The 19,058-nt window shown below is 37.3% G+C and carries 18 protein-coding genes; 13 read left to right on the forward strand and 5 right to left on the reverse strand.

Annotated elements, in window-relative coordinates:
- Positions 1 to 60 precede the first annotated feature (60 nt).
- From typA to KGF86_RS15100, 6 genes are all read left to right on the forward strand, one after another.
- A complete protein-coding gene (typA, locus tag KGF86_RS15075) occupies positions 61 to 1,890 on the forward strand; it encodes a translational GTPase TypA (protein WP_186869656.1) in 1,830 nt (609 codons plus the stop codon).
- A 126-nt stretch (positions 1,891 to 2,016) separates the two neighbouring features.
- A complete protein-coding gene (locus KGF86_RS15080; RefSeq protein WP_246521603.1) occupies positions 2,017 to 3,090 on the forward strand; it encodes a PQQ-dependent sugar dehydrogenase in 1,074 nt (357 codons plus the stop codon).
- Positions 3,091 to 3,278: 188 nt separating this feature from the next.
- Entirely contained in the window at positions 3,279 to 5,192 is a 1,914-nt protein-coding gene (gene treP / locus KGF86_RS15085) for a PTS system trehalose-specific EIIBC component (RefSeq protein ID WP_211742357.1), read from the forward strand.
- A gap of 23 nt (positions 5,193 to 5,215) precedes the next feature.
- Positions 5,216 to 6,874 carry an alpha,alpha-phosphotrehalase gene (gene treC / locus KGF86_RS15090; protein WP_211742358.1) on the forward strand — a complete coding sequence of 553 codons (1,659 nt, stop codon included), beginning with the start codon at positions 5,216 to 5,218 and terminating at the stop codon, positions 6,872 to 6,874.
- A 14-nt stretch (positions 6,875 to 6,888) separates the two neighbouring features.
- Positions 6,889 to 7,599 carry a trehalose operon repressor gene (treR, locus tag KGF86_RS15095; protein WP_186869659.1) on the forward strand — a complete coding sequence of 237 codons (711 nt, stop codon included), beginning with the start codon at positions 6,889 to 6,891 and terminating at the stop codon, positions 7,597 to 7,599.
- Positions 7,600 to 7,672: 73 nt separating this feature from the next.
- Positions 7,673 to 9,355 (forward strand): glycoside hydrolase family 13 protein, encoded by a 1,683-nt coding sequence (locus tag KGF86_RS15100; RefSeq protein WP_211742359.1) that lies wholly within the window; start codon positions 7,673 to 7,675, stop codon positions 9,353 to 9,355.
- 37 nt (positions 9,356 to 9,392) lie between these two features.
- On the opposite strand, the gene KGF86_RS15105 is transcribed toward KGF86_RS15100, so the two are convergent.
- The gene (locus tag KGF86_RS15105; protein ID WP_186869661.1) at positions 9,393 to 9,575 is read right to left on the reverse strand and encodes a hypothetical protein; all 183 of its coding nucleotides are present in this window, start codon (positions 9,573 to 9,575) and stop codon (positions 9,393 to 9,395) included.
- 124 nt (positions 9,576 to 9,699) lie between these two features.
- A complete protein-coding gene (locus KGF86_RS15110; RefSeq protein WP_186869662.1) occupies positions 9,700 to 10,134 on the reverse strand; it encodes a DUF4064 domain-containing protein in 435 nt (144 codons plus the stop codon).
- A 152-nt stretch (positions 10,135 to 10,286) separates the two neighbouring features.
- On the opposite strand from KGF86_RS15110, the gene KGF86_RS15115 reads away from it, so the two are divergent.
- Both KGF86_RS15115 and KGF86_RS15120 read left to right on the forward strand, forming a co-directional pair.
- Positions 10,287 to 11,438: a thiolase family protein gene (locus KGF86_RS15115; RefSeq protein ID WP_211742360.1), complete on the forward strand. Its 1,152-nt coding sequence runs from the start codon at positions 10,287 to 10,289 to the stop codon at positions 11,436 to 11,438.
- Between the two features lie 257 nt (positions 11,439 to 11,695).
- Complete coding sequence (locus KGF86_RS15120; RefSeq protein ID WP_186869664.1) at positions 11,696 to 12,886, forward strand: CapA family protein; 1,191 nt, start codon at positions 11,696 to 11,698, stop codon at positions 12,884 to 12,886.
- A 24-nt stretch (positions 12,887 to 12,910) separates the two neighbouring features.
- Here KGF86_RS15120 and KGF86_RS15125 read toward each other — a convergent pair whose 3' ends face one another.
- Positions 12,911 to 13,603, reverse strand: coding sequence for a DUF1129 family protein (locus KGF86_RS15125; RefSeq protein WP_186869665.1), 693 nt, complete (start codon positions 13,601 to 13,603; stop codon positions 12,911 to 12,913).
- A 2-nt stretch (positions 13,604 to 13,605) separates the two neighbouring features.
- Positions 13,606 to 13,935, reverse strand: a complete 330-nt coding sequence (locus KGF86_RS15130; protein ID WP_186869666.1) for a PadR family transcriptional regulator — start codon at positions 13,933 to 13,935, stop codon at positions 13,606 to 13,608.
- A 152-nt stretch (positions 13,936 to 14,087) separates the two neighbouring features.
- On the opposite strand from KGF86_RS15130, the gene KGF86_RS15135 reads away from it, so the two are divergent.
- Together KGF86_RS15135 and KGF86_RS15140 are read left to right on the forward strand one after the other, a co-directional pair.
- Positions 14,088 to 14,903, forward strand: coding sequence for a DUF368 domain-containing protein (locus tag KGF86_RS15135; RefSeq protein WP_211742361.1), 816 nt, complete (start codon positions 14,088 to 14,090; stop codon positions 14,901 to 14,903).
- 61 nt (positions 14,904 to 14,964) lie between these two features.
- On the forward strand, positions 14,965 to 15,285 hold the full coding sequence (locus KGF86_RS15140; protein WP_186869668.1) for a thioredoxin family protein: 321 nt from the start codon (positions 14,965 to 14,967) through the stop codon (positions 15,283 to 15,285).
- 121 nt (positions 15,286 to 15,406) lie between these two features.
- Here KGF86_RS15140 and KGF86_RS15145 read toward each other — a convergent pair whose 3' ends face one another.
- The gene (locus tag KGF86_RS15145) at positions 15,407 to 16,054 is read right to left on the reverse strand and encodes a VOC family protein (RefSeq protein WP_186869669.1); all 648 of its coding nucleotides are present in this window, start codon (positions 16,052 to 16,054) and stop codon (positions 15,407 to 15,409) included.
- Positions 16,055 to 16,190: 136 nt separating this feature from the next.
- Here KGF86_RS15145 and KGF86_RS15150 point away from each other — a divergent pair, with 136 nt between their 5' ends.
- From KGF86_RS15150 to KGF86_RS15160, 3 genes are all read left to right on the forward strand, one after another.
- Entirely contained in the window at positions 16,191 to 16,880 is a 690-nt protein-coding gene (locus tag KGF86_RS15150; protein ID WP_186869670.1) for a response regulator transcription factor, read from the forward strand.
- Between the two features lies 1 nt (position 16,881).
- Positions 16,882 to 18,216 carry a HAMP domain-containing histidine kinase gene (locus tag KGF86_RS15155; RefSeq protein WP_186869671.1) on the forward strand — a complete coding sequence of 445 codons (1,335 nt, stop codon included), beginning with the start codon at positions 16,882 to 16,884 and terminating at the stop codon, positions 18,214 to 18,216.
- A 97-nt stretch (positions 18,217 to 18,313) separates the two neighbouring features.
- On the forward strand, positions 18,314 to 19,051 hold the full coding sequence (locus KGF86_RS15160) for a PepSY domain-containing protein (RefSeq protein WP_186869672.1): 738 nt from the start codon (positions 18,314 to 18,316) through the stop codon (positions 19,049 to 19,051).
- The last annotated feature ends 7 nt before the right edge of the window (positions 19,052 to 19,058 follow it).

Below are 19,058 nucleotides of genomic sequence, written 5' to 3' on the forward strand. Positions count from 1 at the left end.
ACGATATATGATATAATAATCTAGTTTGATTCAGTCGGATACAAGAGGAGCGTACTTTTTATGCAATTAAGAGAAGATATTCGTAATATCGCAATTATTGCGCACGTTGACCATGGTAAAACAACATTAGTAGACCAATTACTGAAGTACTCTGGTACTTTTCGTGAAAACGAGCAAGTAGACGAACGTGCAATGGATTCCAACGATATTGAGCGTGAACGTGGAATTACGATTTTAGCCAAAAACACAGCGATTAGCTATAACGATAAAAGAATTAACATCTTAGATACACCAGGACACGCAGACTTCGGTGGAGAGGTAGAGCGTATTCTGAAAATGGTTGATGGTGTAGCTCTAGTAGTAGATGCCTATGAAGGAACTATGCCACAAACACGATTCGTGTTAAAAAAGGCACTTGAGCAAAAATTAACGCCAATTGTTGTGTTAAACAAGATTGACCGACCTAATGCAAGACCGGCAGAAGTAGTTGATGAAGTATTAGATTTATTCATAGAATTAGGAGCGGATGATGAGCAATTAGAATTCCCGGTTGTATATGCATCTGCACTAAATGGTACTTCAGGCTATGAGCCAGAAGATCAACAAGAAACAATGGATCCAGTATTCCAAACGATTATTGAACATATTCCTGCACCACAGGATAACCGTGATGAACCATTACAGTTCCAAGTGACATTGCTTGATTACAATGACTATGTTGGACGTATTGGGGTTGGACGTGTTGTACGTGGAACGATTAAGGTAGGGCAACAGGTTGTTGTTATTAAGAAGGACGGCACACAGAAGAACTTCCGTATAAGCAAGTTGTTTGGTTTCTTTGGTCTGAAAAGGATGGAAATTGAAGAAGCAATTGCTGGAGATATTGTCGCAATCTCAGGACTTGAGGACCTAAATGTCGGTGAGACGATTTGTCCACAGGATCATCCAGACCCACTACCAGTATTACACATTGATGAGCCGACTTTACAGATGACGTTTGTTACAAATAATAGTCCATTTGCTGGTCGTGAAGGGAAGTACATTACTTCTCGTAAAATTGAAGAACGTCTAATGAAACAGCTTGAGACCGATGTAAGCTTACGTGTAGACCCTACAGAATCTCCAGATGCATGGATTGTTTCTGGTCGTGGGGAATTGCACCTGTCTATTTTAATTGAGAATATGCGCCGAGAAGGTTATGAGCTACAATTATCAAAACCAAAGGTTATTCTTAAAGAAATTGATGGTGTGCTTTGTGAGCCAGTTGAACGCGTACAAGTGGATGTTCCGGAAGAGCATACAGGTGCAATAATGGAATCCCTAGGTGCACGTAAAGGTGAAATGCTCGATATGGTCAACCATGGTAATGGTCAGGTTCGCCTTGAATTCAAGGTTCCTTCACGTGGATTAATTGGATATTCTACAGAATTTATGTCTCAGACTCGTGGATATGGTATTCTAAACCATACATTTGAGTCTTATGAGCCTGTTATTAAAGGGCAAGTAGGAGGAAGACGTCAAGGAGTACTTGTTGCTTTAGAGAATGGAAAAGCATCTACTTATGGAATTATGAACCTTGAAGACCGCGGAATCATTTTTGTTGAACCAGGTACAGAAGTTTATGCTGGTATGATTGTTGGGGAGCATAACCGCGAAAATGATCTAACTGTTAATATTACAAAAGAGAAGCATCTAACTAACGTTCGTTCCGCTACGAAAGACCAGACATCAACTATTCGTAAAACGAGAACGATGTCACTGGAAGAAGCGATTGAATACTTGAATGATGATGAGTACTGTGAAGTAACGCCAGAATCCATCCGTTTACGTAAGAAAATTTTAAATAAAAATGAACGTGAAAAAGCAGCAAAACGTGAGAAGCAAGTTTAATGTTTAATTAGAGGATATCATTGGGAACTACCATTGATATCCTCTTTTTTCATTAGATAGGTGGATTATACTTATAAAATCAAGATGACTCCTTTACAATGGAATAAAATACTATTGGAGGAGTGGTTGACCATTCGTATATTTCTATCACTGATTATGTTATGTATCCTTATAGGCTGTTCTAATCCAGATGATTCGTTCCAACAGACCAACCCAACGGAAAATGATCTGACGTACGAAGTAGTTATGACCAACTTGCAAGAGCCGTGGGAAATCGAAATGCAAAACAAACAGTTTTTCATCAGTGAGCGTAATGGTTTTATTGTGGAAATCGCAGATGGAGACATGAGGCGAGTACCAGTAGCATTAGAAAAAACGCTATCGAACCAACCTGAAGCAGGCCTGTTAGGCATAGCTATTCCTAGCGAATTTAGGGATAGAGCCTTTGCCTATTATTCGTATGCTGATGACCAAGCGTACTATCAACGCGTCGTAGAAATAAAGCGAACGAAGGATCAGTGGGAAGAAAGTAAAGTATTGATCGATCAAATTCCTGGAGGACAGTATCATCAAGGCGGTCGTATCCAGATAGGTCCCGATGATAAACTGTATATTACAACGGGGGATGCTTCTATTCCAGAGTTAGCACAGGATGTAGCAAGCTTAGCGGGAAAAATTCTTCGCATGAATTTAGATGGCTCTGTACCATCGGATAATCCATTTCCGAATAGCTATATCTATTCTTATGGTCATCGAAATCCTCAAGGGTTAGCTTGGGATTCGGATGGCAACTTGTATGCAACGGAACATGGTCAAACTGCCCACGATGAGATTAATCAAATTGGAAAAGGAAATAATTATGGTTGGCCAGTGATTGAGGGAGATGAAATAAGCGAAGGGATGGAGACCCCAATTGTGCATTCAGGAGAAGATACATGGGCTCCTTCGGGTATGAGCTACCTGGATGAAACATTTTATTTCGCATCATTACGTGGGGAAGGAATACGACAATTTAACCCTGATACAAAGCAGGTTAAACTTGTTTTTTCAGATGTAGGTAGAGTACGCGGTGTTTTAGCTACGGATGAAGGGTTATATGCTATTACGAATAATACAGATGGACGTGGTAACCCAGCCGAAGATGATGACAAACTATTATTTATACCATTTGATATGTTGAGTGAGCTTCCTTCTGAATAAGGAGCTCTTTTTTTATTTAGAAGGAATCGGAATTGTGTTTCTCATAATTAATGGTAATACCAATAACCTTTAGGGAAAAGATAAAAAAATAAAATGAAAACCTTTACAAAACTTGTATATACAAGTATACTATGAATATCAAGGTCAACATGTATATACAAGTTAATAATGAAAGGGGATTCATTCCTATGACAAATAGAGAAGAGCAATTGATATATGCGCCAATAAGTGGGAAAATTGTTCCATTAGAAAAAGTTCCAGATCCTACTTTTGCAGAAAAGATGATGGGTGATGGAATTGCCATTGAACCTACTGAAGGAAAAGTAGTTGCACCTTTCGATGGGGAAGTAATCCAAGTTTTCCCGACAAAACATGCAATTGGGATGGTATCAAGCCTCGGAGTTGAATTGTTAATCCATATTGGCTTAGAAACCGTTGAGCTTAATGGAGAAGGCTTCGAGACGCATGTTAAAGCGGGTGACAAACTCAAAGCAGGGGACATATTGGTTACTTTTGATGTTGATTTGATCCGTAAAAAAGCAAAAAGTACGATAACACCAATCATCATTACCAATGGAGAACAGTTCGCTCCTTTAACGAAGACGGAAGAGAAAGATGTTGTGGTATTAGATTCTGTCCTATTAGGAACAAAGGTAATAGATTCACCTACAGTATCTAAAAAGAAAGCGAATTCATCGATGAAATATAGTCAAGAAGCTAGAGATATTGTAGCTGCGATTGGTGGCGTGGATAATATTGCCGCTGCAACACATTGTGTAACAAGACTTCGTTTTGTCTTACATGATGAAGCAAAAGTGGATATTGCGGCTCTGGAGAACCTTGATATTGTAAAGGGATCATTCTCCGCAAACGGTCAGTTTCAAGTCGTAATTGGTCAAGGTACCGTGGATAACGTGTATGCTGCCATGGTCAAAGATACTGGTATTAAAGCGTCATCTAAGGATGATGTAAAAGCACTTGGAAGTAGCAAGCAAAACCCGCTACAACGTGCAATTAAAACATTAGCGGATATTTTTATTCCCATTCTACCTGCCATCGTAACAGCCGGTTTGCTTATGGGGATTAACAATATTTTAGTTAACCCACTATTTTCGGAACAATCCATTGTTGAGATGTATCCATCATGGGCTGGTATTGCAGAGATGATTAATATTATTGCAAATACTGCCTTTACCTTCTTACCTGCTTTAATTGGTTGGTCTGCAGCGAAACGATTTGGTGGAAGTGAATTGTTAGGTATGGTACTTGGGTTAATCCTAGTTCATCCTGATTTAATGAATGCATGGGGATATGGTTCAGCATTAACAGAAGGATCGATTCCTACATGGAACTTATTTGGATTGGAAGTAGAGAAGGTTGGTTACCAAGGTCAAGTATTACCTGTATTAATTGCTTCTTGGGTATTAGCAAAAATCGAGCTATTCTTAAGAAAACGCGTAGTGGAATCATTACAATTATTAGTTGTAGCACCTATAGCCTTATTAATTACCGGATTCTTAGCATTTATCATTATTGGACCTATTACATTTACAATTGCCTCTTGGATTACGGATGGTCTAGTTCACGTATTTGATACATTCCCAATCATTGGGGGATTATTATATGGTGGCCTATATGCTCCATTAGTTATTACGGGAATGCATCATACGTTCCTAGCAGTGGATTTACAATTAATTGGAAGCACAGGGACGACATTCTTGTGGCCTATTTTAGCATTATCTAATATCGCTCAAGGTGCGGCTGTATTCGGTATTATGCTTGCTGCTAAAGATGAAAAGCTAAGAGGCCTAGCGGGAACTTCTGGTGTGTCTGCATGGCTTGGGATAACAGAGCCTGCAATGTTTGGTGTTAATATACGATATCGTTATCCATTCATTGCCGCAATTATTGGTACTGCCATTGCAGGTGCTTTTATCACCTTCCGTGGAGTACAGGCAAGTTCAATTGGTGTAGGTGGAATTCCTGCTCCACTATCTATCCTAACGGAGGATTGGCTTTCATTTGGAATTGGAATGGCAATCGTTATTATCGTACCATTCATTATTACTTTCTTAATCGCCAAAGGTAAACTATCGAGATAAAGATCAGCTTAGGAGTGAATAGTATGCAACAAGAACCATGGTGGAAAAAAGCAGTAGTCTATCAAATTTATCCGAAAAGCTTTCGGGATACAACAGGCAATGGAATAGGGGATATTAGAGGAATTATCGAAAAACTGGACTATTTAAATACATTAGGTGTCGACGTACTATGGTTGACACCTATTTACAAGTCTCCACAAAAAGATAATGGATATGATATTAGTGACTATTTCGCTATTGAGCCAGCGTATGGCACAATGGAGGATTTTGAGGAACTGTTAGCGGAAACACATAAGCGTGGTATGAAATTGATTATGGACTTAGTTATTAATCATACATCTACAGAACATGCTTGGTTTAAGCAAGCAGCTTCATCTAAAGATAATCCATTTCGCGATTTCTATATTTGGAAGAATTCAATTGACGGGAAAGAGCCGAATAATTGGCTCTCTAAATTTGGTGGATCTGCTTGGGAATATGATGAGAATACAGAACAATATTATTTACACCTTTTCGATGTTACGCAAGCGGATTTAAATTGGGAAAATGAAAAGCTAAGAAGAGAAGTCATTAACATGATCCATTACTGGGCGGATAAAGGGATTGATGGATTCCGTCTTGATGTAATTAATTTAATATCGAAGAATCAAGATTTTCCAAATGATCCCTCTGGTGATGGAAGAAAATTCTATACAGATGGCCCGCGGATTCACGAGTACTTACATGTACTAAATAAAGAGGCTTTCAGTCCATATAACATGATGACGGTAGGTGAAATGTCTTCAACCACATTGGAAAATTGCGTGTTATATACAAAGCCAGAGAGACAGGAATTGGATATGACATTTCAATTTCATCATTTGAAAGTGGATTATCCGAATGGCGAAAAATGGACAAAGGCTCCATTTGATTTCCTATCATTAAAGAAAATATTATCCGACTGGCAGGTAGGAATGCATGAGGGGGGAGGCTGGAATGCGTTATTCTGGTGTAACCATGACCAACCTCGTGTCGTTTCAAGATTTGGAAATGATCAAGAATATCGAGTGGAATCGGCTAAAATGCTTGCCACAACGATCCATATGATGAAAGGAACCCCATATATTTATCAAGGTGAAGAAATTGGTATGACCAATCCAAATTTCCAGGATATTCATGATTATCGGGATGTAGAGTCTCTTAATGCTTATAAGATTTTAAAAGGAAAAGGAAAATCGGATGATGAAATTATCGCGATTTTAAATCAAAAGTCTCGAGATAATTCCAGAACGCCTATGCATTGGTCATCAGAAGCCAATGCCGGATTCACGAAAGGTACCCCTTGGATTAAGCCGGCAAGTAATTACCGAGAAATAAATGTGGAGAAAGAGCTTCAGGAAACGAATTCTATTTTCAATCATTATCAGAATTTAATAGCATTAAGGAAAGAATATGATATTATAACTTTTGGGGACTATCAACTATTGCTTGATGATGATTCTCAAATATTTGCTTATACACGTAATTGGAACGGAGAACAATTAATAGTGGTGAACAACTTCTATGGTAAGGAAGCTACGGTGGAACTTCCTATTGATTGGAAGGATAATACGAAAATCTTGCTATCCAATTATCCAGATTCACCGAATGCATCTAGGTTCACTTTAAGACCATATGAGTCTATCGTGTATTATGTAAAATAAGAAGAGGGGCTTAAATGCAAAGGAAATATGTCACGATATATGAGGATATCGCGAATAAAATTGATTCTAAACAATGGCAAGCAAACGAAATGCTACCTTCTGAAAATGAATTAGCTAGTGACTATCATACCTCAAGAGAGACAGTAAGAAAGGCACTAAATTTATTGGCACAAAACGGCTATATTCAAAAAATTCAAGGGAAGGGCTCTATGATACTGGACGTAAATAAATTTTCCTTTCCAGTCTCGGGTATTGTCAGCTTTAAAGAATTGGCAACTAATTTGAAGCTGGATAGTAATACGTATGTAAAGTCCATAGCGTATCTAGATAAAAGCCATCCAGTTTATCGGAAATTAGAGATCGATAATCATCGGGTGTGGGGAACAACAAGAGTCCGTGAAATATCAGGGGAAAAGATCATTTTGGATAAAGATTACTTCTCTGATCAATTTGTTCCACTTTTATCAGAGGACATCTGTAAGAAGTCAATTTATGAGCACCTCGAGAATGAACTGGGACTTTCCATTGGATTTGCTCAAAAGGAAATCGTTGTAGAAGAATTAACGGAAGAGGATAGAGCCTTATTAGATGTAAAGGGGTACTCCTTAATTGTTGTCATTAAAAGTTTAGTCTATTTGGAAGATGCTAGCCTGTTTCAATATACGGAGTCAAGACATAGACCAGATAAGTTCCGGTTTATCGATTTTGCTAGACGAGTGAAGTAAATTGGGATGTCTCTAAAGAGGTGCTCCTGACCCTAAAGAGACATCCTTATTTCATTTAAATGGAGGGGTAATCGTGCAAAAGGCATGGTGGAAGGAATCTGTAGTGTATCAAATATATCCTCGCAGCTTTCGTGATAGTAATGGTGACGGAATTGGCGATATTAACGGGGTTATAGAAAAGCTAGAGTATCTGAAGGATTTAGGAATTGATGTCATTTGGCTTTCGCCAGTCTATCAATCTCCCAATGATGATAATGGTTATGATATCTCAGACTATCAGCAAATCATGAATGATTTTGGGACAATGGAAGACTGGGAAAAGCTACTAGATGAGATTCATTCCCGTGATATGAAATTAATTATGGATTTAGTTGTCAACCATTCTTCTGATGAACATTATTGGTTTACAGAATCAAGAAAATCGAAAGACAATCCTTATCGTGATTATTATATTTGGCGACCAGGAAAAGACGGTAAGGAGCCGAATAATTGGGAATCTACTTTTAGTGGATCAGCATGGGAACTAGATCCGGTCACCGATGAGTATTATTTACATATCTTTAGTAAAAAACAGCCTGATTTAAATTGGGAAAATCCTAAGCTTCGGCAAGAAATTTATGACATGATGAAATGGTGGTTAGATAAGGGAATTGATGGCTTCCGCATGGACGTTATCAATTTCATCTCAAAAGTACCAGAATTACCAGATGCACTTAATCCGAATGGGGAAAAATATGTATCGGGCAGCCGTTATTTCATGAACGGACCAAGAATTCATGAGTTCCTACAAGAAATGCATCGGGAAGTGTTAGCAGGCTATGACATCATGACTGTTGGTGAGATGCCTGGAGTAAATGTCGAAGAAGCAACATTATATACTAATTTAGAGCGAAATGAGTTACAAATGGTATTTCAATTCGAACATATGGATTTAGACTCTGGACCAGGTGGAAAGTGGAATTTAAAGCCATTAGATTTGCGGGATTTAAAACAAAGTATTACGAAATGGCAAACAGGACTACACGGTGTAGGCTGGAATAGCCTTTATTTGAATAATCACGATCAACCGAGGGTTGTCTCCAGATTCGGTGATGATCAACATTATCGGGTAGAATCAGCTAAAATGCTAGCAACGTTCCTTCATATGCTTCAAGGCACTCCTTATATTTATCAAGGAGAGGAAATCGGCATGACCAATGTTCGTTTTGAGTCCATTGATGAATATAAAGATATTGAAATCCTGAACATGTATAAAGAGAAAGTAATCGATGGAAATGAAAATCCTGAAAAGGTAATGGAGTCGATTTATGTAAAAGGAAGAGACAATGCACGTACACCGTTTCAGTGGAATAGTAATGAAAATGCTGGATTCACAACAGGTGAGCCGTGGATTAAAGTAAATCCGAATTATAAAGAGATTAACGCAGAATCGGCCGTGAAGGATCCCAATTCTATTTACCATTATTACCGAGAATTAATTCAGTTAAGGAAAAAGCATGAGATTATTGTATATGGTGATTATCAACTACTTCACCCTGAGAGTCAGCAAGACTTCTCTTACTTGAGAACATTAAATGGCAAGAAGCTACTAGTCATTACTAATTTTACAGACAAAGAAATAGAATGGACATTACCAGAGAATATGGATTTCACCCCAAAGGAAAAGTTAATCGGTAATTATCCTGACAACAATAGTCTAGAAGTAACCTCGATCAATCTAAGGCCCTACGAAGCGATGGTCTTCTTAGGTGAATAGTAATAGTATGACAAAGAAAGAGGAAATAAACATTTGTTTATTTCCTCTTGTTACTTTTTTTTCGATCTGGAATATATTTCGTGTAATATGCTGCAAAAATTAACGTAATGAGGGCAAGTCCCCATGTAGCGATACCAGTCCATGGTAAATCGATTCTTAATCCAACGAAGATAATAATTGCAGTGATAAGAAGAAAAATCGACGTTAAGTAGCGTTTCATTATTTACACCTCAAATGGGAATTAACCATTAGATATTAAAGTATATGTTCATTATATACTACTATACTATTGCTGTGTGAGTCTAAAGTCCTGTTTCGCTGCTTTACAATAGTATAGTAAGTTACTATTCTTCTATAATGGTTTTTGGCTTACGAGCTAAGCAAAGAATACCAGCGATTAAATATAAGATTCCACTTAGAATGCCGCCACCAGCAGTAAGGATAACATAAACTACACCTGTTGTAATAAAGATGACACCAGCTGCAACTGGATGCTTATTTCCTTTTAAGAGAACCATTGCTACAATACCAAGAATGATTGCTAAAATAGGCATGATAACTAGTAACATCCCTGGTGAGGCAAGGTTCAGATTAAAGAATTCCTCCAGTATATCGATGTCCGATGGTGTTAATTGAAACTCATCTTGATTATCAATCATATAATCCTTTAAGTAATCTTTATTATTCTCCATCCATAATCTTAATGCACCAATTGCAATTGAAAAAACATAAAATACAGCTCCGATAATTCCGAGTGTATATTCTGCTATACGTTTCAAATCATATTCCCCCTTTATACATAACTACTATTATTCTATACGAAAATAGTGGTCTATAGTTTCATTTTTTTAATTTTGTTCTTGCTTTAAAATATAGAATTATCCAAAAACATAACCTATAATGAACGTAAAAGGGATTAGAGGTGAGATGTATGCGTGAAGTCGTTATTGTTGATGGGGTTCGTACGGCAGTTGGTCGAAAAGGCGGTGCCTTATCTCATTACCGCTCAGATGATTTAGCAGCCGTTGTTTTAACAGAATTAATGACACGTACAAACGTGAATAAACGTGAAGTAGAGGATATTATTCTAGGCTGTGTTACCCAAGTTAATGAGCAAGGTGGAAATATTGCCCGCACGGCGGCTCTTATTGCAGGTTTCCCAATACATGTTCCTGGGGCTACGATTGACAGGCAATGTGGATCCAGCCAACAAGCCATTCATTTCGGAGCGCAAGCAATTGCCTCAGGTGATATGGACATGGTTATTGCTGGTGGAATAGAGAGTATGACTAGGGCTCCTATGTTCTCGAATATAGGGAGGACAAAGCCGAGTGATAAGCTATTAGAACGCTATGAAATCGTGAACCAAGGTATTTCATCTGAGAAAATTGCAGAAAGATGGGGATTTACTCGGGAACAATTGGATGATTACGCTTTATCTAGTCACCAGAAGGCGTTAAAAGCAATAGAAACGGGAAAATTTGATGCAGAAATCATGCCTGTTGAAGTTGAGGATCAGGAGGGAAATTGGAAGGAATTTAAAGTAGATGAGGGACCAAGAGCAGATACATCGTTAGAAGCACTATCTAATTTGAAGCCAGTATTCCAAGAAAATGGCATGATTACAGCAGGGAATTCCAGTCAGATGAGTGATGGAGCTAGTGCGGTATTGCTGATGTCAAAAGAAAAAGCAGATGCACTAGGTATCAAAGCTAAGGCGAGAATAGTGGCTCGAGCTGTTGTTGGTTCTGACCCAACACTAATGCTAACAGGACCAATACCTGCCACTAAAATCGTATTGGAGAAAGCAGGTCTAGCAATAAAGGATATTGATCGATATGAAGTAAATGAGGCCTTCGCACCAGTCCCACTTGCATGGCTAAAAGAAACGGGAGCAGATCCAATGAAGCTCAATGTAAATGGAGGTGCCATTGCCCTAGGACACCCACTAGGTGCAACTGGAACAAAGCTAATGACAACATTACTTTATGAGCTAGAGCGCATAAAAGGTCGATACGGGTTATTAGCTATTTGTGAAGGAATGGGTATGGCTAATGCGACCATTATTGAGAGAATAGAATAGTATCGAATTAAACAGCTGCTTTCATTTAAAGTAGTTGTTTTCTTATTGGACGGGTGTAGGGAACCGGTAGCTGAAAGTTGCGTTTAATTCGTGTAAGTATCCAGTAATCTAAGATAATAAAAGATGATTACTATACTATCCATTCCAACTAAATACTGTGGTACAGGCTGTAGAAAAATGTTGAAAATTAATATTATTTGAAAGGATTACCTGCCTCCCGTGTTATAATGAATGAAAAGTATGAGAGGTAGAGGTCTATGGCAAAGGGGAGATTAATAGGGGTATTTGTGTTATTAAGCATGCTGTTATTCTCATGTGGAATAAAAACATCAGAGGAAGATGTTGATAATGCACGAACTGCAAGTTCCCACGTAGAGAAAGTGAAAGCGTCTAGGGAACCGAAAGAGCAAGTGGAAGTGAAGCAAGGAATATCTATCACAGCAATTGGAGATATGTTAATTCATAGTAGTGTTTATGATGATGCCTGGAATGATACTGGTTATGATTTTACACCTATGCTAGAAAAGGTGAAGCCATTTATAAGTGATGCGACTATTTCCATAGCTAACCAAGAGACGATGATTGGCGGAACCGAATTAGGGCTCTCTACTTATCCAGCTTTTAATAGCCCGCAAGAAGTAGGAGATGCATTGAAATGGGCAGGTGTTAATGTCGTATCACTTGCCAATAATCATACATTGGACCGTGGAGAGGAAGCAATACAACGAGCGATTAAGCATTGGGAAACAATTGATATGATGTATACAGGTTCTTATAAGAGTGAGCGAGATCGAGAAGATCTTCGTGTGATGGAAACGGAAGAAGGGGTATCTGTTGCCTTTTTATCCTATACCTATGGCACGAATGGAATTCCGGTTCCTGAGGGAAAAGGGTACTTAGTAAACTTGATTGATCAAGAACGGATTGCATCAGAAATAGAAGTAGCTAAGGAGAAGGCTGATGTTGTTGTATTGAGTCTGCACTTTGGTAATGAATATGAGCGGATGCCTAATCAAGCTCAAAAGGATTTAGTACAATTTGTAGCTGATCAAGGAGCAGATGTTGTACTAGGACACCATCCCCATGTCCTGCAACCAGTGGATTGGGTTATAGGAGAGGATGGAAATCGTACATTAGTTATTTATTCTTTAGGAAATTTTCTCTCAGGACAGGATGAATTTTATCGCCAAATTGGTGGGGTATTTAAGTTTCATGTAACGAAAACATTATCAGATGGAAAAACCGAAATAGAGGTTCATTCCCCTGAATTTCTACCAACCTATGTGAAGTATGAACAGGGGAGGGGATATGAGGTAATCCCGATGTTTCAGTTAACGAATCAAGAATTACCTAATGCACATAACCATTATGAAGAAATAAAAGCCCATATGTCACAATGGGTACCAGAGTTGAAGTTTATTGAAAATGAAAAAGAAGATGAGAGCTAGCCTCTAGTCTCATCTTCTTTAAGTTTATTTCGTTATTTTATATTTTTTGTTTAATATAAATTTAACTGTATATAGTACAACACCTACCACAGCAAAGCTTAATACAGGAATACTAATCTCCATTCCGAAGCTCGGGAAGATGAATGGAATGAGTACTAACAACCCAATGCATAATGTACAAATAACCCATAATTTGAAAAACTCTACCCACTTTTTCGGTTTTTCATCTTTAAATAATGATTTTTTAATCCATTTGAACACAAGCACAATAAAAATATATAGTAACAGTAGATAGATTAGGATTATGGTAATAGCTGATCCAAGAGCAAAGGTAAATTCATTGGAACCTAAATTAAAGAAATGATACGCTCCAAAGCTGAGTATCCCGTATATCAAACTCAAAAATGCTAAAAAGTCGATTGCGATATAAACGCCAAACAAAATTGATGCTGATCTCTTTTCACTTGGGATTTCCGCAATTAACTCATCACAATACTTTTTCAAGTCATTACCAAATACTGCTTTTGCCGTCTTTCCTTCTTCCTGTGCATGTAATAAATGCTCCAACAGTTCAAATAATACCTCTTCGGTTTGTTGTTCGGATTTATTTCCGTTTAACCGAATATAGACAAGCATATCTTCATAGATTGCTAGGTTCTCTTCCGTAAGCTTTTCTCTCATTTCATTATTAATCTTAATAATATCTTTGGAATTCAATGCTACTCCTCCTCTATATCAATGATTTTGTCAACAGGATGTTTAATGTTTTCCCATTGGGTTTTAAACTCTTGTAATGCATGTAGGCCATGCTCTGTCAGATGGTAATATTTTCGCTTAGGGCCAACTTCGGATTTTTGCATCGTGCCTTCAATTAATTTTTCTTTTTGAAGGCGTAACAAGATGGGATAAATAGATCCTTCACTTACATCAGACAATCCGAATTCCTGTAATCGTACAGATAACTCATAGCCATATGTAGGCTGCTTGTGTATGATGGAAAGAATACAACCCTCTAATACGCCCTTAAGTAATTGACTCCTTAAAGACATGAATTTCACCTACCTTGTGTAACAAGATACCGACTTTGTTATAAGCTACCTTGCGATGCAAAGTAGCTTATTTATAGTATACTAACTTTTAATATGAATTACAACTATAATTTGATATTATAATAAATAGTAATGTAAAAGGGGATATTTCAATGGAATGGAAAAATATATACCGCGGATTAATGATGGGAGCAAGTGATGTTATTCCAGGGGTAAGTGGCGGTACAATTGCAGTCCTTTTAGGTATTTATGACCGATTAATTGCTTCTATAAATGGACTATTTAGCAAGGAGTGGAAAAAACACCTAGGTTTTCTCATTCCATTAGGTATTGGGATAGCAGGTGCAGTGCTATTATTAAGTCGATTAATTGAATGGTTATTTAAGGATTTTCCAGGACCGACTCAGTTTTTCTTTTTAGGGCTCATAATTGGTATTTTGCCTTATTTATTTCGTCAAGCTGATGTGAAGGCAAATTTTAAAGTAAACCATTATATACTACTAATTATTGGAGCAGTAATCGTTTCGGGTATGGTATTTCTGCATGAAAGCGAAGGGGTAGTTATAGAGGAGTTTACCTTATCTACATATGTTTTGTTATTCTTTTCCGGGTTTATTGCTAGTGCTGCTATGATTTTACCTGGTATTAGCGGTTCATTTATTCTGCTAGTAATGGGTGTTTATGCTACAGTAATTAGTGCGATTAGTAATCTTCAATTAACGATTATCGCTGTTGTTGGATTGGGAATTGTTCTTGGTATCCTGACGATGAGTAAGCTTATTCACTACTTTTTTAAGCATTATCGTAGTGGAACGTTTGCTTTAATTATTGGACTAGTCATTGGCTCAATAGTTGTTGTATTTCCAGGCTGGCCAGAATCTACTCCCTTCTTATTATTAAGTGTAGTGACTTTTGCAGGCGGTTTATTTGTAGCGTATGTACTAGGAAGAGTGGAATATAAGGAGTAAGCAATTCATAAGACAAACGTTTGTTTAATCGTTACAATAAGGATGGAAAAGGAGAGATAGCATGGAACACATTCAATCAATGGATAAATTCAATGAAGTAATTCAAAGTGATAAACCAGTAATCATCAAATTCTTTGCTGATTGGTGTCCGGACTGCAAGAGAATGGACATGTTTATAGACGGGATTTTAGATGAGTTTAATAATTATGCCTGGTATGAAGTAAATACAGATGAGCTAGAAGGAATCGCACAAACCTATGAAGTAATGGGTATTCCAAGTATTTTGATTTTCCAAAATGGAGAAAAGCTTGCCCATCAACATAGTGCCTATACGAAAACACCTGAGTCTGTTACAGAGTTCCTACATCAACAATTAGGTTAATAAACAGACGAGATGTAGTACGATAATAAACCTAATCACGCCGTTATGAGGTAATTAGGTTTATTTTTTATTAGTTAGTTGGTAGTTTATTTAACCACGGTTTCGGATAGAACTTTATTTATTAAACCAATTCAAACGATAAATCGCCACTTTCCTTAAAACTTATTTTGGAATTTCTTAATAAAAATTGGTTAGATAGGCTTTTTCTGTTTTTTAATTGATAAATATCCATAAAAGTGGCTTTATTAACACCACTGTAATGAATGTTCATGATGGCTTGTGGATTGGTTAACCCTTGTGTTGTAGGGGCATTACTGGAATTACCCCATTCAATTAGAAAAGGTAGCATTTCATCCTCTACATGATATTTCGGAAACAGCATCCTCCAAGTCAATAATGTTCCATCAGGCCGTAGTCTTTCACCAGAAAAAGGACCATCAAAGGGAATATTGTTCGCTTGAAAATGCTTCCAGTACTCGTCCATTTGATTGGTACGGAGAGCAAATTGGAATGGGCCAGGCTTATTCTGGTCTAGCCGATAAACTAAATGTTTGATTAAGGGGTTATCACTCTCACTCGCTTTATCGTAATCCTGTATCCCAAGCCATTCAATATAGCTTTCATTTGAAAAATAGGCAAGGTAATTGTACGTTCCCCAATTTTCGTGCTCTCCACCCTTAATGGCTTTAATTGCCATACGTTTATGATAGTTTTCACTCGCTTCTTCAGCATTTTTTCCAGCAATGACAATATGATCAAGTGCTAACAAAACAATCCCTCCTTTATATGTAATCATTATTTACTGAAATAAATGGGAAAGCAATTATTTTAATCGATAGTTTCTCATTACTTTTTAATCTTTGTTTGTTATAGTAAACGAAAAGAACGGATATGTGGGTGATGAAATGGACCAACCAGTCATACTTATTGTGGAAGATGAGGAAAAGCTAAGTAGAGTAATACAGCTTGAATTAGAATATGAAAGCTATCTTACTGAGATTGTAGATAATGGTAAAGATGCATTAAGGCTTATGCAAGAGAAAGAGTGGGATTTAGTATTGCTGGATATTATGATCCCTGAATTAAGTGGCTTAGAAGTACTTCGTAGAATTAGACGTACAGATGAACGTACACCGATCATCCTTCTAACTGCGAGGGACGCTGTCCATGATAAAGTAAGCGGCTTAGACTTAGGTGCTAATGATTATGTTACAAAGCCGTTCCAAATCGAAGAATTATTAGCAAGAATCCGTGTGCATCTTAGAAAGCCTGTTATAGAAAGTACTGTAAAGAAGAATACACTCTCTGTTGGGGATTTAATTGTCGATTTGGATGCACATGAAGTTATGCGTGCAGGAAATAAAATCGAACTCACTCCAAGAGAATTTGATTTGCTCGTGTGTTTATTAAAGAATAAGAATATCGTGCTATCACGAGATCAATTAATTGAACAGGTGTGGGGATTTGATTATTTTGGCGAGACAAATGTAGTGGATGTATATGTTCGGTACCTCCGTCAAAAAATTGAAAAAGGATATTCGAAACAGTATATTCAAACCGTACGTGGTGTCGGATATTCTATAAAGGATTCCTAGTATGAAGCTACGAACCAAGATACAGTTGTTTACAAGTTTTTTTATGTTCCTGTTTATTTTAATGATAAACGCTTCGATTTACTATTTGTTTTACCAGAATTCTGTTGAAACGGAGCTAACCGAACTAACCGAACAAACAAATACTGTAATAGCAACGGTTAATGAAAATCCTGAAATACCACCTGGGGAGTTGATAAAGGCTTTTTTGCCAGCTGATGGAATCATACGAGTCTATCCGGAATCGGGGGATCCTCTCGTTCATTCGAAGTCAGCGGATTATTTTGACCTTCCAGGGGGATATGGTACATCAGAGGTACGGGAAGTGATTACCTTTGAAGGGAATCGATATGCTACGGTTTCTAAACCAATCATTTGGAATGACGGGGACATCGTTACTCTTCAAGTATACAAAGAGCTAGTTGCGTTAACTGCTAATATGAAAAATCTATTTTATGTGTTAACCATTGCTTCGATTATCATCATCATTCCCATCATTATTGCTGGGAATCTATTGGCTCGATTTTTGCTTCAACCCATTAAATCACTGATTAGTACGATGAAAGAAAATATGAAATATGGGAAGTGGAAAAAAATCGAGCTAACTAATCGTTCGAATGATGAGCTGTATGAAATGGAAAAAACGTTTAATGATATGATTGATTCTTTGAAGGACAACTATGAGATGCAGGAGATTTTCGTATCGGATGCCTCTCATGAATTAAAAACACCAATTTCTATTATCAAAAGCTATACACAATTACTAGAACGGCGGGGGAAGGATAATCCGGAGCTATGGAAGGAATCTCTAGACGCAATTGGATCGGAAGCTGACCGTATGCAAAAGCTCGTAGAACAATTACTGGCTTTAGCTAAAAACAAGGAAATTGAACATAGTGAAAACGTCAATATTACCGAATTAATGGAGAAGACGATTGAGGTATTTACGGGTGCCTATGATAGAAATATCGAGCTCCATGATAATGGAAAACCAATCCATATATTAGGTAATCAAGATCAATTGAGGCAAGTATTCTATATTCTAATCGATAATGCGCTGAAGTATAGTGACCATAATGTAGTAATTACTATGGCTCCACATGATAATCAAATTGATATATCTGTTAGAGATTTTGGCCAAGGAATACCAAAGGAAGAAAGAGAACGGATATTTGAACGATTTTATCGAATGGATAAAGCAAGGAGTCGGAACACTGGTGGAACAGGACTAGGTCTAGCTATCGCGAAATCAATTATCCATTCACATGGAGGAACCATTTCAGTAGATAGTCGTCCTGGAGAAGGATCAACGTTTCAAGTCATGCTTCCTTTAACGTAACGCACATTCTAATCTAATTCTAATCTTTCTCTTATGGTTATTTCATTCTCGATGTATATGATAAAGACATCAAGAGGAAATAAGGAGGAAATAAAAAATGAAAAAGAAAGTATTAATTACGGTTTCTAGTATTGCCATAGCTACTGTATTAGGTTTAGGGATATATCATTCCAATGCTGCGCAAGCCGATCCTAAATTATCGAAAGAAGAAATTGTGGAACTTGTAACAGCACAGTATCCAGGAACCATAACAGAAATTGAAATGGAAAAGGGCTTTAACAGTGTAGTCTATGAGGTTGAAGTAGAAAGCAATGGTAAGGAATATGAAATTAAATTAGATGGTAATACTGGTGAAGTACTGAAGATTAAACAAAGAGAACGTCATGCTAGTACAGAAGAATCAACAAATTTAACTATCTCTGAAAAACAGGATAAACCATCAAGCAATTCAACATCTGAATCCGAAAGTAAGAACGGAAAAATAAATGACTCAGACGACAACACGGCCACTAACTCAAAGGATAATCAAGATGACAATGTAGTAGAGGAATCAAAGAAAGATAACCAAGCAGATAATGGGAAAATAGAAAACAAAAAGGAAGGAAAAAAAGCAATAATTGATTATGAAACAGCCAAGAAAATTGCGCTTGCTGAGTTTGATGGAATCATTACAGAGTTAGAATTAGATGAAGATGATGGACGTCTTATTTATGAAATTGAAATAGAAAGTGTTAATGGAGAAGCAGAAATCGATATAGATGCTTATACAGGCGACATTATCTCCATCTCTATCGATACAGAAATAGGTGATGATGACGATAGAGATGATGATTAAAAAGGTC

It is taken from the genome of Ornithinibacillus massiliensis (assembly GCF_018310345.1).
GTDB lineage: Bacteria > Bacillota > Bacilli > Bacillales > Amphibacillaceae > Ornithinibacillus > Ornithinibacillus massiliensis.